Annotated in this window: 18 protein-coding genes; 5 read left to right on the top strand and 13 right to left on the bottom strand. The window is 47.7% G+C overall.

Going from position 1 to position 24823, the window contains the following annotated elements:
* Positions 1 to 13 precede the first annotated feature (13 nt).
* The 3 genes from MKY14_RS16640 to MKY14_RS16650 all read left to right on the top strand — a co-directional run bounded on the left by MKY14_RS16640 (position 14) and on the right by MKY14_RS16650 (position 2314).
* The gene (locus tag MKY14_RS16640; protein WP_339244829.1) at positions 14 to 631 is read left to right on the top strand and encodes a pyridoxamine 5'-phosphate oxidase family protein; all 618 of its coding nucleotides are present in this window, start codon (positions 14 to 16) and stop codon (positions 629 to 631) included.
* 111 nt (positions 632 to 742) lie between these two features.
* Positions 743 to 2044 (top strand): aminotransferase class I/II-fold pyridoxal phosphate-dependent enzyme, encoded by a 1302-nt coding sequence (locus tag MKY14_RS16645; protein ID WP_036679816.1) that lies wholly within the window; start codon positions 743 to 745, stop codon positions 2042 to 2044.
* A gap of 150 nt (positions 2045 to 2194) precedes the next feature.
* The gene (locus MKY14_RS16650) at positions 2195 to 2314 is read left to right on the top strand and encodes a YjcZ family sporulation protein (protein ID WP_212592220.1); all 120 of its coding nucleotides are present in this window, start codon (positions 2195 to 2197) and stop codon (positions 2312 to 2314) included.
* A 529-nt stretch (positions 2315 to 2843) separates the two neighbouring features.
* On the opposite strand, the gene MKY14_RS16655 is transcribed toward MKY14_RS16650, so the two are convergent.
* The 6 genes from MKY14_RS16655 to MKY14_RS16680 form a co-directional block, all read right to left on the bottom strand.
* The gene (locus MKY14_RS16655) at positions 2844 to 10688 is read right to left on the bottom strand and encodes a glycoside hydrolase family 3 N-terminal domain-containing protein (protein ID WP_340976922.1); all 7845 of its coding nucleotides are present in this window, start codon (positions 10686 to 10688) and stop codon (positions 2844 to 2846) included.
* A 262-nt stretch (positions 10689 to 10950) separates the two neighbouring features.
* The gene (locus MKY14_RS16660; protein ID WP_340976923.1) at positions 10951 to 12171 is read right to left on the bottom strand and encodes an ABC transporter permease; all 1221 of its coding nucleotides are present in this window, start codon (positions 12169 to 12171) and stop codon (positions 10951 to 10953) included.
* Between the two features lies 1 nt (position 12172).
* Complete coding sequence (locus MKY14_RS16665; RefSeq protein WP_036679788.1) at positions 12173 to 12919, bottom strand: ABC transporter ATP-binding protein; 747 nt, start codon at positions 12917 to 12919, stop codon at positions 12173 to 12175.
* Positions 12916 to 14424 (bottom strand): DEAD/DEAH box helicase, encoded by a 1509-nt coding sequence (locus tag MKY14_RS16670; RefSeq protein WP_340976925.1) that lies wholly within the window; start codon positions 14422 to 14424, stop codon positions 12916 to 12918. The genes MKY14_RS16665 and MKY14_RS16670 overlap by 4 nt, the downstream gene beginning before the upstream one ends.
* A gap of 97 nt (positions 14425 to 14521) precedes the next feature.
* On the bottom strand, positions 14522 to 15298 hold the full coding sequence (locus MKY14_RS16675) for an SDR family NAD(P)-dependent oxidoreductase (RefSeq protein ID WP_076141978.1): 777 nt from the start codon (positions 15296 to 15298) through the stop codon (positions 14522 to 14524).
* Positions 15299 to 15326: 28 nt separating this feature from the next.
* Positions 15327 to 15782: a chemotaxis protein CheX gene (locus MKY14_RS16680; protein WP_036679793.1), complete on the bottom strand. Its 456-nt coding sequence runs from the start codon at positions 15780 to 15782 to the stop codon at positions 15327 to 15329.
* 254 nt (positions 15783 to 16036) lie between these two features.
* On the opposite strand from MKY14_RS16680, the gene MKY14_RS16685 reads away from it, so the two are divergent.
* Complete coding sequence (locus MKY14_RS16685; protein ID WP_038573173.1) at positions 16037 to 16939, top strand: LysR family transcriptional regulator; 903 nt, start codon at positions 16037 to 16039, stop codon at positions 16937 to 16939.
* A 67-nt stretch (positions 16940 to 17006) separates the two neighbouring features.
* Positions 17007 to 17816, top strand: coding sequence for a histidinol-phosphatase (locus MKY14_RS16690; protein WP_076193295.1), 810 nt, complete (start codon positions 17007 to 17009; stop codon positions 17814 to 17816).
* Positions 17817 to 17959: 143 nt separating this feature from the next.
* On the opposite strand, the gene MKY14_RS16695 is transcribed toward MKY14_RS16690, so the two are convergent.
* From MKY14_RS16695 to MKY14_RS16725, 7 genes are all read right to left on the bottom strand, one after another.
* Positions 17960 to 18691 (bottom strand): NADPH-dependent oxidoreductase, encoded by a 732-nt coding sequence (locus tag MKY14_RS16695; RefSeq protein ID WP_254847707.1) that lies wholly within the window; start codon positions 18689 to 18691, stop codon positions 17960 to 17962.
* 210 nt (positions 18692 to 18901) lie between these two features.
* Positions 18902 to 19444 (bottom strand): GNAT family N-acetyltransferase, encoded by a 543-nt coding sequence (locus MKY14_RS16700; RefSeq protein ID WP_076184756.1) that lies wholly within the window; start codon positions 19442 to 19444, stop codon positions 18902 to 18904.
* Between the two features lie 38 nt (positions 19445 to 19482).
* Positions 19483 to 20412, bottom strand: a complete 930-nt coding sequence (locus MKY14_RS16705; protein WP_081392550.1) for a metallophosphoesterase — start codon at positions 20410 to 20412, stop codon at positions 19483 to 19485.
* A 57-nt stretch (positions 20413 to 20469) separates the two neighbouring features.
* On the bottom strand, positions 20470 to 21261 hold the full coding sequence (locus MKY14_RS16710; protein WP_076193300.1) for a DUF3891 family protein: 792 nt from the start codon (positions 21259 to 21261) through the stop codon (positions 20470 to 20472).
* A 210-nt stretch (positions 21262 to 21471) separates the two neighbouring features.
* Positions 21472 to 22236, bottom strand: a complete 765-nt coding sequence (gene sdhB, locus MKY14_RS16715) for a succinate dehydrogenase iron-sulfur subunit (RefSeq protein ID WP_036679800.1) — start codon at positions 22234 to 22236, stop codon at positions 21472 to 21474.
* A 75-nt stretch (positions 22237 to 22311) separates the two neighbouring features.
* Entirely contained in the window at positions 22312 to 24054 is a 1743-nt protein-coding gene (gene sdhA / locus MKY14_RS16720) for a succinate dehydrogenase flavoprotein subunit (protein ID WP_340976927.1), read from the bottom strand.
* Between the two features lie 45 nt (positions 24055 to 24099).
* Positions 24100 to 24765, bottom strand: coding sequence for a succinate dehydrogenase cytochrome b558 subunit (locus tag MKY14_RS16725; protein ID WP_036679804.1), 666 nt, complete (start codon positions 24763 to 24765; stop codon positions 24100 to 24102).
* Positions 24766 to 24823: the final 58 nt, after the last annotated feature.

A 24823-nucleotide genomic window follows, 5' to 3' on the forward strand; every position in this document is an offset into this window, starting at 1 on the left:
GGACGTGATCCCTATGCGCAGAAAAGAATTTAAAGTAGATCAGGAGGAAGAATTGGTCTCTTTTCTAAACGGAATGAGTTTTGGTTTTCTCGGAACAAGCGATGAGCAGGGGCAACCGCGGGTGACACCGTTGAATTTTGTATATACAGATGGTTGTTTCTATTTCCACGGCAGTCATGCTGGTAGCAAAATGAAGTCGATCCGCAATCAGCAGCAGGTCTGCTTTACGGTAGCGGATGAGTATGCTCTTATCCCGTCTTATTTTAGCGATCCCGAGCTGGCCTGCCCAGCAACCGCCTATTTTAAAAGTGTGACCGCCTACGGCAAAGCCGAACCTGTTGAAGACATTAGTGAAAAAGCCAGTGTACTCTCCTTATTTATGAAAAAGCTCCAGCCCGAGGGGGGTTATGATTCCATCGATGCAGAGGACCCTAAATATCGTCCCCGTCTAAAGGGAGTTGCCGTTGTGCGCATTACCCCCGAGGAGATCACTGCGAAGTTTAAGTTTGGGCAAAACCTAAAAGAAGAAGAGCGCTCCGGCATCATTTCCGGCCTGTCTGAAAGAAATAATCCGCGTGATGAAGAAACGATAGAAATGATGAAAAAATACTGCCCTTTCCACGCCGAATGATATTTTTTAAAAATCGTATCTTTCCAAGTGACGGTTGCAATTGGCGGTGATATAATGTTAGGCAATGTTAACAGTATGTTATCCCCAAAGAACCCTGGAAGGATGAAACTGATGAATCCACTAGCTGGACAATTAAACGAAAGTATCAAAGCAGGAAATGAACATGTGTATGATATGCTCTCTACGCTTGGCAAAGAGATTTACTTCCCAAAAGAGGGCATCCTTAGCCAATCCGCTGAAGCAGGAGCTCACGCCAAGAAATACAACGCAACCATCGGTATTGCTACTGAAGGTGGCGTACCTATGCACCTCGGCGTCATTCAGGATAAACTCTCCGCTTACAGTCCTAAGGATCTTTATAGTTACGCCCCTCCGGCAGGTAAACCAGAGCTGCGTACTGTATGGCGTGAAAAGATGCTGCGCGAAAATCCATCGCTAGAAGGTAAAACCATCAGCAATCCCGTTGTAACCAATGCCCTGACTCACGGGCTTAGCATTGTCGCTGACCTCTTCGCAGAGCCAGGTGACGCGATTATCTACCCGGACAAGAACTGGGAGAACTACGAATTAACCTTCGGAATCCGCCGCCATGGGGAGACCGTTAACTATCCGCTGTTCACAGAAGAAATGACGTTTAACAGTGCAGGTCTGGAAGACGCGCTGCTTGCTCAAAAAGAACGCGGCAAAGCGATTGTGCTGCTGAACTTCCCTAACAATCCTACCGGATATACTCCAGGGATTAAGGAAGGCGATGAGATCGTTGCAGCTATCCTTCGTGCGGCTGAGGAAGGCATCAACGTTGTTGTTGTAAGTGATGATGCATACTTCGGGTTATTCTTTGAGGATTCACTTAAAGAATCGCTGTTTGGCAAACTGGCTCATCTGCATCCTCGTGTGCTTCCAATCAAGATTGACGGTGCGACCAAAGAAGAATTTGTCTGGGGCTTCCGTGTGGGTTTCATCACTTATGCCTCGGAGGACAAAGACCTGCTGGCAGCATTGGAGCAAAAAACACTAGGCATCATCCGTGCCACCATTTCCAGCGGTGCGCATCCTTCGCAGACCTTCGTACTAGACGCCTTGAAATCTCCGGAATTCGAAGCACAGAAGGAAGAGAAGTTCCAGATCATGAAAGGCCGTGCGAATAAAGTAAAAGCACTGCTGGATAGCGGCAAATACGGCGAGGATGTGTGGACGTATTATCCTTTTAACTCCGGTTACTTTATGTGTCTGAAGCTGCACACAGTTGCGGCTGAAGATCTCCGGCTTCACCTGATTCATAATTACGGACTAGGCACTATTGCTTTGGGTGAAACTGACCTACGTATTGCTTTCTCATGTATCGAAGAGGAACAGCTCGAAGATCTTTTCGATCTTGTATACGCAGGTGTTCGCGATTTAGAAAAAGCCTAACTGAACTTTATATAGCTTACAATCAGCTCCGTTTTCACGGAGCTGATTTTTTTTGTACACGAATCCGACATTGGCCTATACACGCCCCACTCTCCGCACATACAATACGATGTACTCAAGTACAACACACACACCGAAAGGGGAATGAACATGAGCGAAGAAGTTAGAGGCGGATATGGATGTTGTGGAGGTGGCCCATTCACTAGCACTGGCGCCATCCTGGTTCTCTTTATCTTGCTGGTTATCATCAGCCGTTCACTTTTTGTCTAACCATTAATGACAGTCTCGGGAGAGAGCTCTAAGCTCTTTCCTATTTTCAATCCCTTTTTTTCACAATAGACGTGGGTGTCCAGTAGGTCATGATAATGGCTGCTGTGACGTCTGCGTCTTTTTTTAAAAATTCCACCTTGTTCTTAGCACCAACCGCACCAACCTTTGTTACCTCAGATCACATTTGCCCGCACAAAAGCAGCTATCGGACACCGCAGACCCTAAAGGCAGTATAATCCCATATTTTACTCACTTACGGACCCCAAAGCCGTTATTGGCATGCCTAACCCCAAATATGAACCTCTTCATAGGGAATAACGCCACTGGTGTCCGAACTTCCCCGATAAAGGTTGTAGATTTGCAAATAACGTCAACTGGGTCCGTAAGCCTCAGGGGATAATTATGATCGGCGGCGGAGGTGCGGGCTTAATGTAGATCCAACAACCACACCTAAAAAAGGCTGTCGCAAACGTAGAAAATCTACGGCTGCGACAGCCCAAAAGCTTAAAGTATCTTTACAACTGATGTATTACAGATTGTACAAGTTGTAGATCAAAACCGCTGCCTCTGCACGGGTGGTAACACCTTGTGGATGAATCCGCAAGCCGTCTCCCTTGATCAGGCCAGCACGTATTAGTGCTGCCACACTGTCACGTGCAAACGCTGATACTTGCTGGCTATCCGTGAAACGGGTCATTGAAGCTCCGTTGCCGGCTGGAAGCTGTCTGCCGGCTGCTGCAATCGCTTTTGCAGCCAATGTCATCATTTCCTGCCGCGTAACAGAAGCGTTAGGATCAAAGCTTCCATCTGGACGACCAGTGGCGATCCCCAACTGCTTCGCTATAGCCAACGCTTCATATCTGTAATCGCCAGGCTGCACATCTGTGAAGCTTTCTGCACTAACGCCTTCCAAGCCAAGCGCTTTTATAAGCAGGAGCACAAAATCTCCCCGCTTCACTTCCGCTTGAGGTACAAATTGATCCTCTGTCATTCCGTTGATGATGCCTTTGGAGCCAAGCACCTCAATCGCATTGCGGGCCCACTCAAATTTACCGATATCCCGGAATGTCTTCTCCGTAAAGGTGATACTGTACGTACCAGAGAGAATTCCTGTAAAGGAAACCATCGCTGTAGCAGCGATATATCTGCCACTTGGAACAACCGTTAGAATCCCCAACGGATTCAGACTATGAATCGTTATATGTCCTTCTTTACCACGTTCTTCTGATCGTGGAATATACGGTAGGGACACCTTAACCCGCATGTCAGGACTGTTCCATACGGCTTCCTTGCCATTGATAGTTACGCTCAGTTTAAATTCTGGACGAGAATCTGAATCCACCTTGGTTATCGTAATTACCCAAGGGGTTCCTGCCTCTTTTGCCGCTTGTTTCAGCAGACTACCTGGCAGCTCCAGCACACCAAATTCAGTATGAACGACCAATGAAGTCTTATCATCTGCAAAGATTATACCGTTTGGCAATTGCAGCTCATAACCCTTAGCTGTAGCTCCTGCTGGTATATCAACAGTAACCGCTGAAGTTGCTCCACTTAAGCCTGCTGTAGCAGCCTTTTTCAAGCTCTCCAGGTCTACACTTGCTCTCGCCGCACCGGTATTACTGTTCAGCACTGGTGTTGCTGTAAGGATGGTGCTGCCGGTTACACTGCCTGCATTTCCGCTTGAATTCCCCCCTGTTGTTCCGCTGTTGCCACCCCCTGTGGTACCCCCGCTTCCGGAAGTTGGTGCTGTCGTTGGCCGAGTAGTCGGTTCAATGGTTGGACTTGGGGTTGGTTCAGGCGTTGCTGTTGGTGTAGGTGTTGGATCAGGTTTATCCGCAGAAACAATATATTCAAAACTGGAAATATCACTTGGCTTCCAGCCCTCTTTTACAGCAATCGCCTTAATCGTCTTGCTCTTGCCTACATAAATCACTCCACTATACAGTTCGCTGGCTGCTGTAGGTACAGTGCCATCCAACGTGTAGTGAATAGACGCTCCAGCTGTAGCTGTAGTTAACTTCACGGCAACCTGCCCTGTATAAGTTCCCCCGGCAGGATCAGCCTGCGGTGCAGACACCGTTTTCATATCAACCACTCCGCTGATCACATACGTGAATGGAGCTACAAAACTGTTCTCCATGCCCTCTTTTACCGCTATCGTACGAAGAACTGTGACTCCTGCTGCGTCAATAGTTCCGGTATAAAGTGGACTGTCTGCTGTAGGCAATGACCCATCGGTTGTGTAATGAATCTCTGCTCCTGATGTCGCTGTAGTAAGGCTGATCGTTTGTAATCCGCTGTAAGCTCCCGGTTTCAAAGAAGAAACGGGTAAGGAAACCTTTGAATGAATCGGCTGCTCTCCTTCTTCCGTCCGTTCCAGCGTAAACCAATCTAGATTGGCACCGTCATTATTGAAGCTCATCCGTACTACCTGTTTTCCTTGCGCAAGTTGTACGACACCACTCGCCAGCGTGTAATTCGACCATCCACCTGTAGTAGGCATAGGCACTGTTGAGAGTTTTGTACCCTTTACAGATAACGTAGTGCTTACCCCGCCTTGTGCTGTAGCATACCGATATACGATTTTATAAAATCCGGCTTCAGTAATATCAAGGACATAATCCATGGAACCCCCTGCAACGGTAAACCCTACATTTCTAAAGTCCAGCACACCGCCAGTCATGGTACTCTGAATTCCATTGGGTGTAGCATCGTAATAATTCTCGGCTTCCACCTTTAAAGAACCAGCGCCATCCATGATTTCTTCAGTATAAGGTTCTATTTGAATACCACTGAGCTCGTATCCTGCTGATCCAGCTTGCAGGCGCAGCTTCTGTTCACCCGCCTTCAATTGAAGAACGGTGCGTATGCCAACGGTTTGCGAGTAAAGATTCGGCACATCAACGGTTCTTAATGTCTTCCCATCCTCCGTTTTATAAATAATGCCCTTAGGAGCACCATTCGCGGAAGTCGCGGTAAGCGTAAAAGCATAGTTTCCATCCTGCGGCACATTTACCCAGTAATCGATGCTGTCTCCAGCATCAATGCCGGTCAGCTTCGCTCCGCTGCCTTGACCGCTGACTGTGATCCCTTGCAGCTGGTAGAATTGATCCAGTGCGTTCAAGCTTGTGACTTCTATAGGTGCTGTAGCACTAGTTGTTCCTAAGAGCTTAACCTCCGCACGCAGCACGCCGCCACCACTTGAATCGGCATAAGCATTTGCTGGCACATTTACGGTAAGCTGCAAATCACTATAATACGGGGTATGATCATTCCATGCCAGCGTCAGCTTCACATGGGTAGGGTCAAGTAAGGCAGCTGCCCCAATACTTACATGCCCCTGATCCTTACCTGGGCCCGAGACAGAAATGCTCTGAATGGCATCAGGATTAAATGTCCCTCCTGAAAGGCTGACTACCAATTCATTCCCGTTCACTTGATAAGGCAGAGTACTCGGAGAAAGACTGATGCTCTCTTCGTCGTTGATTGCTGTAACTATAAGAGGCAATTTCAGAACACGTACGCTGCCAAAAGACTGATTTGATTCTGTCTGATACACATCAGCGGTAACCGTAAGAATACGATCCGTGTCGAAATCAATAATTCGCGTACCCGCTAATACGACCTTCGCTGTATAATCATCCACCCGGTATACGCTATCGACAACTGTACCTTCGTAACCTTCAATAGACCAATAAGCGGTGTCCAGTTCAGGTGCATATTTGTCATTTACTAGCTTGACGATAACTTCTGCACCCTCCTCATTTCCTTCTACCAGAGCAGTCTCCGATTGAAGCGCGGGGCCGATCGTAAGCGACTGCAGATGAAATCCTGCTCCATTTACTTTCATGGTCAGCGTCTGCTCCCCGGCAGGCAAGGTTACCGTTCCATTAGCTATTTGCCAATTGGACCATCCCCCCGTCTTCGTCAAAGCATAAGTAGCTGCCGTTACCGTTACTCCATCCTCTCCCGTCAGCAGTTCCAGCTCTGCATCATCCTGATTAGTAGCATAGGAGATCAGGAGTGGGTAGGTACCGCTGGCAGGTACATTAATCTTGTACTTCACCCAATCGCCGGGGTCAGTATAACCCACTGCACCACCCGTTACTAATACACCTGAAGCTGTCGTGTAGTCTTGCCCTTGAAGCACAGCAGGAAGCTCATGTGATCCGGAAGGCGCTTGGCGTAAAGCTAATGAACGGATATTATAACCGTTCCCGTTCGTCTTCAAGGTGAGCTTGTGAATGCCCTTGTTCAGAGAGATCAAGGATTGATAATCTGCAAAATCGGTCAGACTCTCCGTCTGCTGCACAATTGGAAGCGTAGCAATGACCTTACCATCTTCACTAATCTCCACCGATTTTCCGGCGCCATCGCTGAATTGAGCGGCATGCTTAAATTGAAGTGAATATTCACCGCTCTCTTTAACATCAATCACATAGTCGAAGGTGGACGATGCGTCTGGCGAGAACCCGCCAATATAACCCTGCTCATTCACAGTGTAAACCCCTTGCGCTTCTTCAAAATCAACAGCATTCACTACACCCGGCACCGCCTGTATACCATTCAGACGTTCCCAGCTATAAGTGCCCACTGATTTCGCCGGCAGCACAGCACTAATTTGCGCACCGTCCACTAGCAATTTAAACGGCTGTGGATCCGACGTCTGGTTGATTACTACCGTCACAATCTCTTTTCCATCTGGACTAGCAAAAGCTACGTTCGTTACAGTACTGCTTGAGCCGTAGTCACTATCAATCCGCACGTACCCCGGTTTAACGAATTTTGTATATTGGCCCATCAGATAATATTCTGGCAGCAGCCAGTAATGGTTACGGTCTCCCGAATCCTGCACAATCGGGGTTGGGTCTGGCGTTCCGGTCCACTGATGGGAGGCAATATCACTGTCCAGCATCGCTACCCAGGAGTTATAGCTGCGGGCCCAATTACGGAAATATTGTGCAATGCGGTCTGCGCCTGAGGTACCCCAGACTGCGCGTTCGGTCAAATATACATTTTTGTCAGGATAGAGATTATGGAGTTGGGTCATCAGACCAAGGTCACCGCCATAATCATGAAAAGCAGTTCCGTCCACCGCATCGTAGGCACCTAATTCAGGATTGCCTAGGATTTGTGCTGGATAGGCCATCGTGTCACCAGGATTATGATCAAATGTCCACAGCTTCACGTCTTTGAAACCATGTTCATCTAATTCCTTCCGCAGCAGTTTAGCCAGCTGGGCTTCTTGCTCCCACGGCATTTTGGTGCTTGGATATTCAATTTCCAGCAAAGGTTCATTCTGCAAGGTCAGACCTTCAAAGGTAATTCCCAGCTTCTCGTACTCCTGTACGAATTTAAGATAATATTTGGCCAGTACAGGCAGATATTCATCCTTCACTTGGCCTTTGATCATACTGTCTGTAGTCTTCATCCAACCGGGCGGGCTCCAAGGTGAGGCGAAAAACTTAATATCCGGATTGATGTTTTGAATTTTTTTAACCGTGCTGATGATATGGTAGTCAATGTCCTTTTGGATGGAGAAATTCTCCAAATTAATGTCGGTTTGTCCTGGAGGCATATCATCGTAGGTATAAAATTGTTTATCTGTAAAGTCAGCCGTCCCAATCGTCAACCGGAGCATACTCATTCCGATCCCCGATACAGGATCAATCATTTTCCGCAGCAATTCCTCCTGCTTCGCCGCAGACATCTTCGCCAGATTATTGACCGTCGATTCCTCCATGGAGGTACCGATCCCTAGAATAGATTGATATTTCCGGTCAGGATCAATATGGAGCTCTGTACCTGCCTTCACGTCGGGAACCACAATATCCAGCTTCGCCTGCTCTTCCAGCTTCAAATCACCCTCTTGATAACGGTCAGCATAATACCACTTCCGATCGGAAGGATCTCGCTCACTCGATACCCAAGAGCTAACTACATCTGACTTAATAACATGTTTAGTGCTTTCCCCGCCATCTCCGGGATTCGATGGATCTACAGGCACATCACCTGTTCGAGTGAAGCTTACCCAGTTCAGGTTGATATCCCCACCGGTAAATTCCAGACGGATCTTTTGCAACCCTGCCTTCTTAAACACAACATTTTCTACAGCTTTCGTCTGCCAATTCTGCCAGCCACCTGTTGAGGTCACGCTTAATGTTCCTAGCTTAGTTCCCTCTGCTGATTTGATGTTGACGCCTGTAGTGCCACTATTAACGGAATAGCGGAAATCGGCTTGATACGTACCTGCTTGCGCCACATTCACGTTATATTCGAGCCACTGTCCAGCCGAGGTATAGCCGACATTGAGACCGCCACCTATATCCTGCGTATTTTCAGTTTGCAGTCCTGCGCTTTTGTTCAAAAAATCCTCTGCTTCAATTTTGCCGGGAATCGGCAGGGAAGGAATCTCTGGAGCTTCCGGATCGACAGGAGCGGTTGGAAGCTTTGGTGTTTTCTCATTTTTGGTCAAGCCATATCCCGTTTTGAATAACACATTTGTACTGTTATTGTCTGCCGGATAATTGTTCAAAGTGAATGGCCAACGAATCGGATTTTTGCCTACAAAATCCTTAGTACCAAATAACACATCAGCTACTCCAGCACCCTCTGTGCCTGGTAGCCAAGCTGCCACAAGCCCATCCCAATCTTCCAATTGGCTGGCTATCGTCATTGGACGTCCAGACACCAGTACAACGATAAGCGGAATATTAGGATCAGCAGCACGTATATTCGCAAGTGTCGCCAGATCCTGCTCATCCAGATTCAAGCTGGTCCGGTCGCCATCGGTCTCGGCGTAAGGTGTCTCACCGATAACAGCGATCGCCGCATCATAACCCGCAGCCCCACGCCCATTAAGGTTATATGTGACCGTTGTAGAAGCAGGAACAGCCTCCTTTATCCCTTCGAGGATCGTCGTGCCTTCAGTTATATTGCCCGACTTCCCTTGCCAAGTGATCGACCAGCCGCCGGCTTGGTTACCGATATTATTAGCGTTTTTACCCGCTACGAATATTTTATCCATCCCGCTTAATTGCGATAGAATTGGACTTCCATTTACCTCATCGTTCTTCAAAAGAACAAGCGACTCCGCCACAGCTTGGCGGGCTAATTTGCGGCTTTCTGCTGAGCCAAAAGCACTCAACAGCTCCGGTTCGCTTTTGGGATGCTCGAACAATCCTGAAGCGATTTTGACCTGCAGGATACGTTCTGCCGCATCATCTATGCGCTCAGTAGAGATTTTACCTTCGCCTACAAGTTCTGTGATGTACTTAATCGTATCCTTCCAAACGGTCGGCATCATGAACATATCGACTCCGGCGTTTACGGACACATTCAGCTGGTTCTTCAACCCGCTAACAGCTTTGCCTTCACTATCCACTGTGATTTGCTGCACAGCGTTATAATCCGAAATAACGAAACCGGTAAAGCCAAGTCCGCCATTTTTCTTGTCACCCTTCAAAACATCGGTCAGCAAATGTTTATGGGCATGCATTTTAAGACCTTGGATGCTGTGATAGGAGGCCATAACCGTCTGCACCCCTGCGTCTACAGCTGCTTTATAAATTTTCAAATCCTTATCCATGATCTCTTGCTCGGTATATTTAGTGATGTTGCCTTGATTTACACCATTATCCGTATAACCTTCACCTAGATAATGTTTTGCAGTTGCCGTGATTGTATCTGTCCCTGCCAATGCAGCAGCAGTCCGTCCTTGCAGACCAAACACATAAGCCGCACCTAGTTCTGCTGAAATATCCTGATTATCACTAAAACCTTCATAGGTTCTACCCCATCTTGCATTATGAGGGGAGGCTATCGTTGGGGCAAACGTCCAGTTCGCTCCTGTTGCGGCTACTTCCTTAGCAGCAGCTGCACCAATAAGCTCAGTCAATGCGGGATCATTAGCAGCCCCTAGACCAATATTATGCGGAAAAAGCGTCGCGCCTTTGACATTGTTATGTCCATGCACCGCATCCACCCCATAGAGCAGCGGAATGCCTAATCTGGTAGACAATGCACCATCCTGATAACTATCAATCAAACTTCTCCAGTTATCGCGAGTGCTGTCACTTTCTTTTCCGTTAGGGAATGAGCCTCCCCCGCTGAGTACAGAGCCAAGAGCATATTTCTGTACCTCCTCAGGTGTGACGGCAGCTCTTTCTGCTTGAACCATCTGCCCAATCTTCTCTTCCAGCGTCATTCGGGATAATAGATCCGCAGTGCGCTCCTCCACACTTTTTGTGGGATCATAGTACACTGGAACTCCTGCGGCATCCGCTGCGGCCCGCGGTATACCCGCCTCAAGCACATTCAAGAATAAAGATGATAGTAAAAGCGCCACCATGAATATTGATAATCTTCTTTTCACGCCTGAATCCTCCCCCAATACTGTTTTGTTGGTACGGATGACTACGCCTATGAATGGAAGCGTATACACGATATAAGATACAGGCTTATTATGCTGGAGCCATCTGGTAAAAGACATACAGCATTTTTTAAATACTCTGTTCCGTTTTTGCAAATTTAAGGACTTGCCCGGCTCAAATTATGCTTCCAGCAAAAAAAGGCTCTCTCATTCGTAGAATTTCTCTACTGTGAGACAGCCTTTTTATTGTGAATATGAAATTGCCTTACAGATCGTCGTCATCCAATCGTGCCGCTTTGCGGGACAAGTATCCTTTAAACAGAAAGACTACCACAATACCTGCCGCTAAGGTAAAGATCACTGGCATCAGACGGTCACCTATGGAAGCTAAGAAAGGTAATCCAAGAACCAATGCCACAACCAGATGCGCACGGAATACAAATTGTGTCGTGTTGTCCGCCTTACTGCCTTCAGGAAAAGGATACACTGTCAGCCAAAAAGACTCGCTATGCAATTTGCGGAGTGCCGACAATTGAACACCAATGATAAACAGGAAGAACAAATAAATTCCGGTGCCAAAGTAACTATCACGGTTCCACCAATTCAGCAGCAGAGCCAGCACCGATATCCGCATAATGATTCCAAAGATATCGCCCCGGGCAAAGCTTTTGGTCAGCAGATACCGATAAGCAGTATCCTTGCGCCAAGGCAGCTTAGCGCCCCATTTGGAAAGATAACGGCGGGAATACACCCGTTGCTCACGGCCCGGCACATCCACGAACCAGCCCAGAACCATCAGCGCACGTGCACCTTGATTGTTTTCCATGGCGATCAGTCTTTCCCATGGCACAGCGTGACGTCCGGGCACAGACAGTGCAGCAAGATAGGCTGCTGCCAATAACACCATAAATATCAGGCTCGGGCCGGCAGGCTGCCACAACCAAGCGGCAATAATCAAACCTCCAACTGCCCAGCGCAAGAAAGCATACACACCTGCCATCGGACGTGACAGCATAGCTATCTCTTTCCATAATCCATAACTCGCGATCAGCTTCACAGCAATCAGGATCAACACTGTAAATAAAAGTCGCTTGGAAGAATCATCTGTACGTATGTACAACGGCCAAAGGGTGATCAGTACAAATAACAAGCGAATGATCTTCCACACGTTTCCACTGACCCAGGATGGTGCAAAATATTCCTTCATGCGGTGACCCTGAGGCAGCAGAAAGATCGTATCCGGGGTCTGCAAATAGGTTCGGAAGCCGCTATGCACTGTCGCAGGCAACAGTAATGCTAACATAATCCAGCGAATGGGAATGCCTTCAGGTACATTTTGTAGCAGCGATGTATACCAAGCAGAGAAGACGATCAACACGAACAGGAAGACCATGGCTACGCCGCTTTGAATGATATATCCCACATAAGGAAGCATACTTCCCATGAATCTACCGCGCCGCGTGCGCCGCAGCTCTTTCAAATCCATATTATTTCCCTCCCTGAACCAGCTCGTAGAACAGCTGCTCCAAAGTCAGCCCCTGATGCCCGGCAGTTGCCGCTATTTCCGCCAGCGTGCCCTGTGCAATCACCTTACCTTTATGCAATACAATAAAACGGTCGCAATAATTCTCTATTGTGGAAAGAATATGAGAGCTTAACAGAATCGACGATCCAGAGTTCTTCAGATCCATCATGAAATCAAGCAAGGAACGGATCCCTAGCGGATCCAATCCTAAAAAAGGCTCATCGATGACATATAACGCAGGTCGTGCAACGAAAGCGCACATGATCATAACCTTCTGTTTCATCCCTTTGGATAGATGGGTCGACAGGGTGTCCATCTTATCCTCCATATGGAACAGCTTGGCAAGATGCGAGGTGCGGGATTCATAATCCTTTTGATCTACCCCATAAGCTCTGGCAGTAAATTCAACATGCTCACGAACCGTCATTTCGTCATACAGTAGCGGCGATTCCGGTACAAAAGACAACGCATTATTGTATCCAACGGGATCTTCAGCACGCGTCTTGCCCTGTACGGTGATATCGCCCTTATGGGGCGACATCAATCCTAGAATATGCTTCATCGTCGTACTTTTTCCTGCTCCGTTTAAACCAATCAATCCAACCATTTCGCCAGGCTGCACCTGAAGTGCAATATCATGCAGCACTGGCTTATTCAGGCTGTACCCACCACTGAGACCCGTAATTTGCAATACGGGAGCATTATTCATTGACCGTCACCTCTCGGAGTTTTGTCTTTCAACCACTTTGGAGCTCCTTTATTTTTACGGTTCTTCTCACGTTCCGCATTGCTGCTGCGTTTGCTCCGTGCAGGAGTCGCATCTCCGCGTGCTCCCGCAGAAGGATTCGCGCTGCGCTGTGAATCGCGTTGTTGTTCTCCGCTTGTTGCTTCACTTGTGTTAATCGTAGCCATTCTTTTGGCAGGCGGTGTACCTGCTCCAACGGATGGCGACTGAACATTGGAGGCTCCAGATGTGCTAACAGGCGGCTTGCCGCTGCGTGGAGCAGATCCATCACGGCGTTGCCCACTGCCTTCATTACTCCGTCCCCGTCCATTGTGCAAAGCGCTGCGTGCTTCATCTGCTGCAAGCACCTTACCACCGACCATCTCCCGCTCCTCAAGCGCAATATCCAATTCGCGGGCGAATTTCCGCATGATAAAGGTCTGTTGCTCTGTAACAATCGTTACAGATAAGCCGCGGCGTCCCATCCGTCCGGTACGGCCTGCACGGTGTACATAATGTTCAGAATCAAAAGCAGGATCGTAGCTAACTACCAAAGAAAGATTCTCAATATCCAGTCCTCTGGCAGCTACGTCACTGGCAACAAGCACACGAAATTTGCCTTCCCGGAAACCTTTTAATACATTGCTGCGCGTTACCTTATCGGCATCTCCATAAAGTGCTGCCGCAGTAAGCCCAAGATGATTCAGCTTAGCCTCAACCTCGGCAATATCATCTGTAGCATTCACGAACACAATCGCTTTATCGGGATTGTAATGGCGAATCACCCGGCGCAGCATGTCCATTTTGTTACGCTCTTCAGCAACAACATAATGATGCTCCAAGCTTTCAGCAGTCATTACACCTGGAGCAATCCCAACCTCTGCCGGGTTCTTCATTTCACGATTAGCCAGCGCTTTCGTCTCTGGTCCGATCGTTGCCGACAGCATAACAAGCTGGCGTGAACGCAGCGCACTGCTGACAATTTTTGTGACTTCGCCGGCTCCGCTAAGCTGGAACATTTGGTCCGCCTCATCCAGAACAATAGTACTCACTTCATGCATCTTCAATTTACGAAGTCCAATCAGCTCGCGGATCCGCCCAGGTGTTCCCACAACTAGCTGTGGATGCTCACGCAGCTTGTCAATCTGGCGTTTGATTGCGGCCCCGCCAATAAGACCCATAACTCGGATTCCGCGCTGTTCACCATAACGTTCCGCCTCGCGTAAGATTTGCATCGCCAGCTCCTGTGTAGGGGCGAGCACCAGCTTTTGGACCACCTTCTGCTCCGGGTTAATCGTTTGAAGCAGCGGCAATAGATAGGCCAGCGTCTTACCCGTTCCAGTCTGGGAAGCTGCAATAACATCTCTTCCCTCTAGTAGAAGCGGTATTGTCTGCTCTTGTACCGGGGATGGAGCGTTAATGCCGAATTCCGACAACCGGGCAATGAGGTCTTCCTGAATGCCGATAGCCGCAAAAGAAGCTTTATTCATAAGTGTAATTCATCCTTTTCGCTTGAGATAATATCTTCATTATATGCCAAAAAGGCCTCTCCACCAAATGGAAGGCCAATAAAGCTGACAACAGGGTCTATTTTCTGTTCATCGCATTATAAGTAAGCTTGTCCGCCAGGCGAGGAAACAGCCCGTAAAGCCGTATGCCAAACCCTGCCAGACCCGGAAGATCGAGCTCTTCTTTGCCGGTCTCCATAACCTTAACGATCTTAGAAGATACGTGCTCTGGGGTCATCATCATCCGGGCTACACTCTTCTCATAATTGCCAGAGGGGTCAGCCGTTTTGAAAAAATCGGTGGCGATCGGCCCCGGGTTCACAGCCGAGACGATAATTCCACTCTTCCGCAGCTCCTGACGGAGCGCATTTGTGAATCCGAGTACAGCATGTTTGGTAGCCGTATAGGCTACGGACTTGGCTGTGCCTATCTTCCCTGCCATGGAAGCCACATTTACAATCTGGCCGCTTCCCCGCTCCAGCATATGTGGAATAACAGCCTTCGTGCACCGGACAATCCCCATGTAGTTAACATCCATCATATCGTCAAATTCATGAGGCTCCATCTCCGTAAAAGCAGCAAATTTGCCGTACCCTGCGTTATTTAGCAAAATATCAATTCTGCCATATGCCTCCAAAATTTGTGCGAAGGTCTTCTGAACACCCTCAGCATCTGTTACGTCACAGGTGTACAGTCCAAAAACGCCCGGGATACCGGCCGCTGTTTCTTTCAGCTTCGCTTCGGAACGTGCTACCAGGACAGGGATTGCCCCCTTTTTACTAAGCATCTGTGCCGTTAATGCACCAATGCCGCTGGACGCTCCTGTAATCACAACAACCTTATCTTTGAGTACCATGAAAAGTATTTCAGCTCCTAACTCTTGCCTAAGAGATCATCACCTGAATATCCATCTCTCCAACCCCATCCATCAACAACGGAATACTAAGCGCTTTACGAGGCATAAAAGACATGCTTTCCATCTTCATAATCTGAGGAGGACTTATATCCACCGAAACACCTTGATTATATAGAATGGTACTGGCATTCCCACTGATCATATTGCTCAGCTCTGAAATTGCACTTTGACCCATCTCATCCATCTCGGTGATCACAAAGCCACCCATCATAATCGATACCATTCGCAAGGCTACCTGCTCCGCGATACCAAATATAATATTTCCGCTCAGTTGGCCTGTCATCCCTACTTGAATCCATATATGATTATCGATCAGTTCAATTTCTTTAATGCCTAAACTCCCCGTAGAAGGCGAGACCTGAATTACTTGTTCTATAACAGTCCGTGCAGACTCTAGAAACGGATTAATTACTTCTGCTTTCATGAATGTCTAGTCTCCCCCTTTATCGTGCTTTGGTCATATACCAAAAGTCCCAAGCAATATGGATATATTATACTTTATATATCGGCACAATTCAGCAAAAATTAATGCATATGTCGAATTCAAACCCAAGATAGTTTACGCAGCAACATTGCTCTGCCGGGTATTATCTCCTATAATTTAAACAAATGCCAACGTGGAACGTAAGATATTAACGCAATTACACATCCAATTCGATGGTCCAAAGGAGGTATTCCATGAACATCAGCCAGCTGGAGACACTAATAACAATTTCCAAAACGATGAGCTTTCGCAAGGCCGGAGAACTGCTTAATCTGACCCAACCAGCGGTTTCAGCACAGATTAAGAGCCTTGAAGAAGAGTTCAAGACTCAGCTGGTTGACCGAAACCAGCCTGTTACATTAACGGATAGAGGGACTGTCTTTCTGGAGCATGCGGAACAAATAGTGAGGATTGTCGAGGAACTTAAGGAACGGCTTGCAGATCTTGATGAAAATCCCCAAGGTCATATAGTTTTAGGCACAACTACCTCAATCGCTATTCAAATTTTACCGCGTATTCTATCTTATTTTAAAGACCAGTTCCCCCATATCAAAACATCAATTTCCTCTATGTCCTCATCACAAATTTATCAGCATGTCGAAAACGGCATTGTTGATGTCGGCATCGGTTATTTAATTGGACGTAGCCCGGGCATGTCTACTTCCATTTTGTATTATGATACCTTCGAACTGGTGGTCTCTCCCAGACACCCTCTCGCTCAAGTGAAGACCGCTGGGATAGAAGCCTTAAGCAAAACCCCGCTGATTCTGCTCTCACCAGACACAGTGGGCCGTAAATTTGCGGATGAGGTTCTGAACAAACATGGCATTCAACCTCAGGTCATTATGGAGCTGACCAGCAGCGAGGAAGTGAAACGGATGGTCGAGCTCGATTTGGGCGCCGCCATTATTTCCAAGCAGTCAGTTACCGCTGAGGTTCGAGCCGGCACTCTCAAAATTGTGCCAATTATTGAGCTGGAGGTCACGCATCCTGTTGGTGTGATCACGAAATCAGGAAAATACGTAAACTCTGCTATGAGGCAGTTCCTAAGCGATCTTAAAGGCATGCCAGAAACCCAATTTATCGGGTCTGAATAAATCCCACCCACAGGAACCGATTACTTCTGAGCTGATTGCATAACCTTGTTTAAAGGAGATGTTCTTGATGAAATTTGATTTACACACCCATCATTTCCGCTGTGGCCATGCTGACGGAACGATTAGAGATTATATCGAAGCTGGGATTGCCGCTGGATTGGGCGTTATAGGTATTTCCGATCATACTCCCTATTTCGGAGATCCATCCGATCAGGCTTTTCCCAAAATCGCAATGGCTAAATCCGAATTTGCTAATTATGTAGATGATGTTCTCTCCCTCAAAAAAGAGTACGAGGGCGTTATCGACGTCCTGTTAGGCATCGAATCAGATTACTTCCCCGAACATGCTGAGATATACCGCAAGACATTATCCGCCTACCCTTTTGATTATGTGATTGGATCGGTACATAGTGTTGGTGGAGTCAGCATTTTTAACAAAGGGCGCTGGAAAAACCTTAGCAAAAATGAGAAGATCCGCGTGAAGTCTGAATATTACCGGTTGATTGCTGATTCCGCACGCAGTGGTATGTTCCAAATACTCGGGCATATTGATGCGATGAAGGGGAATTATCCTGCTTTTTCCGAAATTCCTGCACCTCAGCCGATTGACGATTGTCTGCGTGTAATTAGTGAATGTGACGTGGCCATCGAAATCAATACCTCAGGCGGAACTAAGCTGGTCGGCGGCTGGTATCCCTCTGAAGATATTCTGGAGCGGGCACTACATTTTGGCGTAGAGGTTAGTTTCGGTTCGGATGCACATAAGCCGTCCCGGGTCGCTGAGGATCGGGATGCGGTAGCTGCACAGCTCAAAGCAATAGGCTTTACACACTGGGTTTATTACAAGCAGCGCCAAAAAGTCAAAGTTTCTCTGTAATCAAGCCTAAACGCCTTCAACGTCCCTATAAGGACGGTAAGCGTTAAAGCGAGAAATTAAATAATGCACCAAGCGTTATTGGTTTAGGGGCAGGGTTCACCCTCCGTTAAACCAATCTCAGCTTGGTGCATTTTTTTGTTTATTTACAGATTATCACAGCTAAAACCTTGTTGTTTCAGCGTACGTTTCGCATCTCCATATTCCGGGTTGATCTCATAAAAATGAGCAATCGTACTGGTCCAATCTCTCTCCGTCATCCCCTGCTGCTGCAAGTATTCACGGTGGGTTTGATTATATGCCTCCAGGAGGCCTTGTACATCCGGATTGTATTGCTCCTCATGAAATATAGCTTCCAGCGGCAGCCGCGGCTTCTGAGAAACCTCCTCCGCTGGGTATCCCACGCAGAGACCGACGACAGGGAATACGTACTCCGGCAGCTTCAGCAGTTCAATCACACCCGCTGTGTTGCGGCGTACACCTCCAATAGGAATGATGCCCAGTCCCATGGATTCCGCCGCTGCAATCGCGTTAGACAATGAGATTCCCACATCTGTAGCTCCAACCAAAAGTGCATCCACATCTTTTACGGCTTCAAAAGACTTGCCTTCCAGCTCACTAGCTACTTTAGCTCTATAAAAATCCATGCAAAACACCAAAAAAACCGGTGCTGCCGCTACATGCTTCTGATTTCCGCACAAAACTGAAAGCTGCTGCTTACGCGCAGGATCTTTGATGGCGATTATCGATACCTGCTGTCCATGAACCCATGACGGTGCGGCTTGAGCCGATTCAATCATTGTTTGTAGCTTCTCTGGCTCCACAGGCTGGTTTGAATATTGCCGGAAAGAACGATGATTTTTTAATGTTTGTACCACTTCATTCAAAATGTTACGCCTCCTTGGTCATTCCACTCCATAGTATGTTAATCATAAACGATCGGATTCGGTACTGCCAATCACTTACGCTACTCTTTTCAAACAAAAAAAATGGACCCGAATCATCGGGTCCCAAAGCAGTATATTTTTAAAAGGGGGTCATGTACTTAGTTTAACCGCACACTGTTAGAGTTTGATAACGGCATTATTTCATTTGTGTAACAATGTGAATACTTTCATTACATCGTCCAAGGAGCCGACTTTGGGCATCACCCGCTCCAGCTTCATACCGTTCTTGAGCATCACACGTTCCGATCTAATATTATCTCCTGTGCAGCGTCCTTCGATCCTTGTTATCCCAAGGGTATGAACACTATAGTTCAAAAACAAACCCACGGCCTCCGTCGCCAGCCCGCATCCCCACCATGCCGGGTCCAGCATATATCCTAAGGTAGCTGTGCCCTCACGGCGGTTCCAATTCTGCAAAGCCACTATACCGATTAACCGCTGCTGCCCCTTTAAATAGATCCCGGCATGCAGCGCACAAGGATCGAAGGCAAATAACATCCGGTTTACCAGCTTCTCCACCTGGGCAGATACTGATCCAGGGCCGGAGCGTACTAGAATATGGCGCTGCACATCTGGATGGGAGAGCAGCTGCCGCAAAGCTAAAACATCCTCAGGCATGATCAGCCTCAGATCTACCGCTAAACCATGTTGTGTCTCTAACAACACTGCTCCATAGGTGCTCATCTTCTCTCCCCTTCCGTGCAGCTAAAATTCCAGCCTAATCAGCTCATGGACCGATGCAGCGTCAGAACCGTTAATTCTGGCCTACACAATAACCGAAAAGGCATGTATGTCTCTCCAAACCCTCTATTCACATACACAGGCATGGCTTTGTCTTCTGTATAATACAATCCATTTATGTATTTAAGAGATCCATAAGGTGTAAATGGCGCACCTATAAAGGGCAGGCGAATTTGTCCGCCATGACTGTGCCCGGAAAGCTGTAGATCAAATGAATAGGCCTGTGCGGTATCCGCATAATCCGGCTCATGCATCAAAAGAACGTTAAAGGTTCCTTCAGGAACACCAGTAATTGCTTTCGCTGGGTCGGGTTTACCGTGTAACAGATCATCCAGACCCGTAACCGCCATGACTGCCCCGCCTCTTTTTAGAAGGTAGGATTTATTCCTTAGCACCCGGAAGCCCGCAGACTCCAGCAGCTCGGTAACCAGCTGGGTATTCTTGTAATCATGATTGCCTAATATCGCAAATTTACCCAATGGCGCACTTAACGCTGCCAGCACCGGTACGGCTTCAACAAGATCCTCAGGATCGCTGTCCACAATGTCACCCGTGAAGCAAATAAGATCCGGTTCAGCTTTACTTATATGTTTAGCGAGCCGGGCGAGATCCCTGGCATCCTTATTAAATCCGAGATGCGTATCACTGAAATGAACAAGCTTCATCCCTGAAAAAGCGGAAGGAAGCTCCTTGAAGCGCAAGTCCAGCTTAGTGACCTCAATCCAGTTTGGCTCCCCCTGCCATGCATATCCGCTTGTAAGCAATCCTGCGCCGATTACAGCAGCCGCACCCCGAGTCAGGAACTGCCGGCGGGTAATTGTAGACTCGCCACCAGAATGCCCCTTAGAGGTGTCCTTGTGGATCTTATCGCCATTCTTATTGGGAGAAGCCCCAGACGATTGTATCTTCATAGGGAGATTCTCCTTTCTTTACCTTTTCCCCGAAAAACAGATGGTCCAAATAATAACTTATATATTATTCCGGGCAGTTAGAACAATCCGGCATTCTTCTTCCGGAGTTTCGCTGTAAGCGCGTGCAATCCCTTTTTTTGCGATTTCTGATTTTTCGACTCGTCTCAGCATAAATGCTACTTCCAGCGTTTTTTCAAAAGGAAACGGTTCAAGCATTAACGTTGACTTATCCTGCCACTCCGCTGTGATGACACGACCTGACGTAAAACTGAAATCTTCAGTACCTGAGAACCCTTCACGCCACCATGGATGCTCCTCTGATTTCGGACACCCCGGCTCATTTAAGGCCAAATACAAGGACAGATCATCGCAGAATTCTAAAAGGCGGGCATCATAATACAGCTCATCTTCCCCAATAGGCTTAGAAGCTTCAAGTTCCCGATGGATACGTGCTCTGCGTTCCTCTTCATGTTCTTGATATAAAGTAAGTTCTGGATAATCGAGTCCCGCTATCTTAATAAGCCGTTCAAAATGCAAGCTGCACAGCAACGCTCCGTACGGTGTGTGTTCCTCGATCTCATCTAATCCACGCTTATAAAAGGTCAACTTAGGCACTACAGGAAAATCAATAAAGGTGTAGGGTGCTTGCTCCGCATCATTCCAGAAAGGGGTCTCATCCAGATCAATCCAGCCCCTATCATGCTGTGCTACTGCCCACAGTACCTCTTCCCGGCGTCCTTCAGTTGGCACATGCTGCTCTTTGAACCCAATGGCCAGCTCTCCGGCAAGTTTCCCGTGATCATGCTGCTTAACCATTACAATTGCTCCATCTTGCTCCCGACAAATCACGATTATTCCTCCTTGTTCCACAGCTAACATTACGTTAACAATGGATATTATAGCATAAATTGGTCAATGTTCTGAACCTGCTCCAGCCCTGCAAGACTTTCCCGCCTCAAGCAGATAAGAGAGTCTTAACAACATAAAAAAAGCTACCCCCAGCGAATGGAATCCACTTTGAGGATAGCTCAATAGATAAACATTTGGCGGTACTATTAATTACACACCTAACCAACGTTTGAACATATGCTTCGTTGTTTGCTTGTTAATTTCTGCAATGGATGTCGTAAGAGGAATCCCCTTTGGACAAGCACGTACACAGTTCTGTGAGTTACCACAGCCATCGATCCCGCCATCCTCCATCAGAGCATCCAATCTTTCGTCAGCGTTCATTTCACCTGTAGGATGAGCATTGAACAGACGTACTTGAGAAATGGCTGCCGGTCCGATGAAATCCGTCTTTTCGTTGACATTCGGGCAAGCCTCCAAACATACGCCACAGGTCATACATTTGGATAATTCATAGGCCCACTGCCGTTTTTTCTCCGGCATCCGCGGTCCCGGTCCAAGATCGTACGTACCGTCAATCGGAATCCATGCTTTCACCCGTTTTAGCGCATTGAACATCCGGGTACGGTCAATGACTAAGTCACGCACCACCGGAAATGTCTTCATAGGCTCAATGCGTACAGGCTGCTCCAGATTGTCTATAAGTGCAGCGCAGGCTTGGCGGGGTTTGCCATTAATCACCATGGAGCAAGCTCCGCACACTTCTTCTAAACAGTTGGAATCCCAGCATACGGGAACTGTGCTGTCACCTTTGGCATTCACAGGGTTACGCTGAATTTCCATCAAAGCACTGATCACATTCATACCTGGACGATAAGGAAGTTCAAATTCCTCGACATACGATGAACTTTGTGGATCGTCCTGGCGGGTGATGATAAACTTTACGTTTTTGGGAGCTGCAGCTGTTTCCGCCATAATGGTTCCCTCCTAAAATTGCCTGATTTTATTTCATGAAGCTTGCCTCGCAAGCTATTCTGTTTCTGGAAAGCATTAATCCTTCGAATAATCGCGTACCCGTGGAGGAATCAGCGAGACATCCACTTCGTCGTAGGAGATTTGTGGACCCTCTGCAGTCCAGGCTGCTTTTGTGGTCTTCAAGAACTCCTCATCATTACGATTCGGGAATTCCGGTTTGTAATGTGCACCACGGCTCTCATTGCGCATAAGCGCTCCAAGTGTCATCGCTTCGGACAGCTCCAGCATATTCCAGAGCTGGCGAGTGAAGGCCACACCTTGGTTATTCCAGCGCGATGCATCATTCATATTGATCTTGCGATAACGCTCCTTAAGCTCTTTGATTTTGCCAATGGTCGCTTCCAGCTTCGGATTGTGCCGCACCACGGTCATATTAGCGGTCATCCATTCGCCCAGTTCCTTGTGGATCACATAAGCATTCTCTGTCCCTGACATTGCCAATAGAGACTCATATTTGTCCGTTTGCTTTTTGTGGAAGCTATCGAATACGAAAGAAGAGATATCCTGCGATGATTTCTTCAGGCCTTTAATGTATTCAACAGCCTTTGGTCCTGCGACCATACCGCCGTAAATAGCAGATACCAGAGAGTTGGCGCCTAGACGGTTCGCTCCGTGATATTGATATTCACATTCTCCGGCTGCAAAAAGACCCGGAACGTTCGTCATTTGATTGTAATCAACCCACATGCCGCCCATAGAATAGTGCACAGCCGGGAAGATCTTCATTGGTATTTTACGGGGATCATCCCCCATGAATTTTTCGTAAATTTCAATAATCCCGCCAAGCTTCACGTCCAGCTCTTTTGGATCCTTGTGAGAGAGGTCCAAATACACCATGTTCTCGCCATTAATGCCCAGCCCTTGATCCACACACACATTAAAAATTTCACGTGTAGCAATATCGCGCGGCACCAAGTTACCGTAGGACGGATATTTTTCTTCTAGGAAATACCACGGCTTCCCGTCTTTATAAGTCCAGATACGGCCGCCCTCGCCACGTGCCGATTCCGACATCAGGCGGAGCTTGTCATCTCCCGGAATAGCCGTTGGGTGAATCTGGATAAATTCTCCGTTGGCATAATGTACGCCCTGTTGATACACCGCACTTGCGGCTGTCCCTGTATTAATAACGGAGTTCGTTGTTTTGCCAAAAATAATACCCGGCCCGCCGCTTGCTAAAATAACAGCATCCGCAGGAAAAGTCTCAATCTCCATCGTCTTAAGATTCTGGGCACTGATGCCGCGGCATACACCTTCGTCGTCGATGATAGCTGAAAGGAACTCCCAGTTCTCGCGTTTAGTTACGAGACCTTCAGCTTCCCAGCGGCGCACCTGCTCATCCAACGCGTACAGCAGCTGTTGGCCTGTAGTCGCGCCGGCAAAAGCTGTACGGTGCCGCTTCGTTCCGCCGAAACGACGGAAGTCGAGCAGACCTTCCGGTGTGCGGTTGAACATAACGCCCATCCGGTCCATAAGGTGAATAATACCTGGCGCAGCTTCACACATCGCCTTAACCGGCGGCTGATTCGCCAAAAAGTCACCGCCATAGACGGTGTCGTCAAAATGCTCCCAAGGGGAGTCGCCCTCACCTTTGGTATTTACAGCGCCATTGATGCCGCCTTGCGCACATACGGAGTGTGATCTTTTTACAGGAACTAATGAGAATAAATGGACATGCGCACCGGCTTCCGCTGCCTTGATGGTAGCCATCAGGCCGGCCAGGCCGCCGCCCACGATAATGATATCGGATGTTGCCATGATAGTTCACTCCTTTTATCGAAAATATCAGAAAGGATTCTTAAATTAAATGAAGGTCTTTATGGACTGGGCAATGGTTGCTGCAGTTTGAAATTCACTGTCACGGAAAGTAACCAGCGAAATCAGGAACATGAAAGTTACTAATACAAATATGCCAAGACAGAGGTAAGAAGATACCCGCTGTGCACGTGGACCAACGGTAATTCCCCAGCTGATCAAGAAAGACCAGAGACCGTTCGAGAAGTGGAAGCATGCAGCAACGATACCGATAATATACAGTGTCAGCAGAAGTGGCTGAGTCACGATATCATGCATCAGACCGCCTAATTCTTCGTGCTCCACATTACCCACCGCCACCTGAACCCGTGTTTGGAACAAGTGCCAGACGATAAAGATGAAGGTAACAATACCTGTAATCCGTTGCAGGGTATAACGCCAGTTTCTTTCAATGTTGAAACGGTTCAAGTTCGGCTTGGATTGATACGCAATATAAAGTCCGTATACCCCATGGTACAGCAGAGGAAGCCATATACCGAACAATTCCAGGAAGAAGACGAGCGGCAGGCTGTTCAGCCATAACACGCTGTCAGTGAAACCGGAAGCGCCACCCTCTACAGCCGCAAAATTCGTCATCATGTGCTCAATGAAGAAGGCTCCAAGTGGGATAACGCCTAGCAAGGAATGAATCTTTCTGGAATAAAATCCTTTCATACAAAGTAACCCCTTTCCGATTAAAACAGCGTTTTCATTAATGGGTATTCACCGCCGG

Source organism: Paenibacillus sp. FSL R5-0887 (assembly GCF_038002305.1).
Taxonomy (GTDB): domain Bacteria; phylum Bacillota; class Bacilli; order Paenibacillales; family Paenibacillaceae; genus Paenibacillus_AQ; species Paenibacillus_AQ odorifer.

Bases quoted from the DNA above. Each gene is read 5' to 3' on its own strand.
- MKY14_RS16640 (WP_339244829.1), top strand. From the start codon at position 14: ATGCGCAGAAAAGAATTTAAAGTAGATCAGGAGGAAGAATTGGTCTCT.
- MKY14_RS16645 (WP_036679816.1), top strand. From the start codon at position 743: ATGAATCCACTAGCTGGACAATTAAACGAAAGTATCAAAGCAGGAAAT.
- MKY14_RS16650 (WP_212592220.1), top strand. From the start codon at position 2,195: ATGAGCGAAGAAGTTAGAGGCGGATATGGATGTTGTGGAGGTGGCCCA.
- MKY14_RS16660 (WP_340976923.1), bottom strand. From the start codon at position 12,171: ATGGATTTGAAAGAGCTGCGGCGCACGCGGCGCGGTAGATTCATGGGA.
- MKY14_RS16665 (WP_036679788.1), bottom strand. From the start codon at position 12,919: ATGAATAATGCTCCCGTATTGCAAATTACGGGTCTCAGTGGTGGGTAC.
- MKY14_RS16670 (WP_340976925.1), bottom strand. From the start codon at position 14,424: ATGAATAAAGCTTCTTTTGCGGCTATCGGCATTCAGGAAGACCTCATT.
- MKY14_RS16675 (WP_076141978.1), bottom strand. From the start codon at position 15,298: ATGGTACTCAAAGATAAGGTTGTTGTGATTACAGGAGCGTCCAGCGGC.
- MKY14_RS16680 (WP_036679793.1), bottom strand. From the start codon at position 15,782: ATGAAAGCAGAAGTAATTAATCCGTTTCTAGAGTCTGCACGGACTGTT.
- MKY14_RS16685 (WP_038573173.1), top strand. From the start codon at position 16,037: ATGAACATCAGCCAGCTGGAGACACTAATAACAATTTCCAAAACGATG.
- MKY14_RS16690 (WP_076193295.1), top strand. From the start codon at position 17,007: ATGAAATTTGATTTACACACCCATCATTTCCGCTGTGGCCATGCTGAC.
- MKY14_RS16700 (WP_076184756.1), bottom strand. From the start codon at position 19,444: ATGAGCACCTATGGAGCAGTGTTGTTAGAGACACAACATGGTTTAGCG.
- MKY14_RS16705 (WP_081392550.1), bottom strand. From the start codon at position 20,412: ATGAAGATACAATCGTCTGGGGCTTCTCCCAATAAGAATGGCGATAAG.
- sdhB (WP_036679800.1), bottom strand. From the start codon at position 22,236: ATGGCGGAAACAGCTGCAGCTCCCAAAAACGTAAAGTTTATCATCACC.
- sdhA (WP_340976927.1), bottom strand. From the start codon at position 24,054: ATGGCAACATCCGATATCATTATCGTGGGCGGCGGCCTGGCCGGCCTG.
- MKY14_RS16725 (WP_036679804.1), bottom strand. From the start codon at position 24,765: ATGAAAGGATTTTATTCCAGAAAGATTCATTCCTTGCTAGGCGTTATC.